Below are 1,204 nucleotides of genomic sequence, written 5' to 3' on the forward strand. Positions count from 1 at the left end.
TCATTTAAATTTTATTCTTCTTATTTATTATCAAAGAGATAAATTCAAAATTCAGGTTACTAGCAGTCCAATTAATACACTTATCCAGCCTTTCCAACCGTCTTTTTTCATAATTAATCCCAATAAGGATCGCAGGGTTCTTCCCTATAATCTACAATATATTCAAAAAGTTCTATGCACTTTTTTTAAAATCCTTGGCTATCACAAATCTAGTGACAACCTTTTTTTAAATAGCGCATACTGCTAATGCACAACTTGCTTGATATCGAGAAGCTTTAAAAACTCTCGAATACCAAGCCACAGTTGTAATTGCATTGGCAACACACCATCCTTTGCATCCTTCGACACCACATATTTATTTTACATTCTTCATTGTCAGTAAATTACTCTAAATAATTTTTCTCGAGATTTTGGCAACTATTATTATCGAACTTGTTTATCATTAACGTTCCTGAATTTAATATTTTCATATCATTTTTACTACAGCAAACATCAAAGTGAATAAAGTAGTTTGTCATAATATTTTATAACATTTACATTCAGGAGAATGTTAAATAATTATTTTATTTTCAAGCTCAGCTTTTTCCTTGCGTAAAACTTCTAATAGCGTTTTTAAACATCTCTTTTACTTGGTAAATTAGGCTTTTTCATTAAAAAGCCTTGTATTTGCTTTAGAAAGCTCTTAATTTTATTTTTCAAATTTTTCAAGCTTTTGCTGGATCCCTGTTATTTGCTCAGTTATTTCTTCTAAAGTTTTTTGGGTAGTTTCTAAATTTCCTTCAACTATTTGTGATTGTTCTCTAAGCAAAGACATTTCTCGATTTTGTTCTTTAATTCTGCCTTCAAGAGTAAGAGATTCTTCTTTAAGAGTAAGAGATTCTTCTTTAAGAGTAAGAGATTCTTTAGAAACTTGATCTATCAATTTTTTCAAATTAAAAAGTTCATCGGAAAGATTCATAATTTTTGTGTTTAATTGATCTTGTGCCTCTTCTACTTTTTGATCGTTTACTTGAATTTGAATCAAATCGCGTAAAAATTCTAATTCTAATGTTTTATTAGATGGAAGTGGTCCCATAATATTTACCTCTTGAAAAATGTTTAAATTTAATTTAAATAAATTAACTGTTTATAAACTTTATTTTTTATTTATTAAAAGTTTATATATAACATAATAAATCATTAATATTTTTTAATCAAATGTTTT

At 27.0% G+C, this 1,204-nt stretch carries 1 protein-coding gene; it reads right to left on the reverse strand.

The genetic code is table 11. The features are described 5' to 3' along the window. Positions 1-688 precede the first annotated feature (688 nt). Entirely contained in the window at positions 689-1,075 is a 387-nt protein-coding gene (locus tag TY19_RS02005; protein WP_042279641.1) for a hypothetical protein, read from the reverse strand. Positions 1,076-1,204 lie beyond the last annotated feature (129 nt).

Origin of the sequence: Candidatus Protochlamydia sp. R18, assembly GCF_000648255.1 — a bacterium.
Lineage (GTDB): Bacteria > Chlamydiota > Chlamydiia > Chlamydiales > Parachlamydiaceae > Protochlamydia > Protochlamydia amoebophila.

Excerpts from the sequence above, each read along its gene's own strand:
- TY19_RS02005 (WP_042279641.1), bottom strand. The coding sequence starts at position 1,075 with ATGGGACCACTTCCATCTAATAAAACATTAGAATTAGAATTTTTACGC.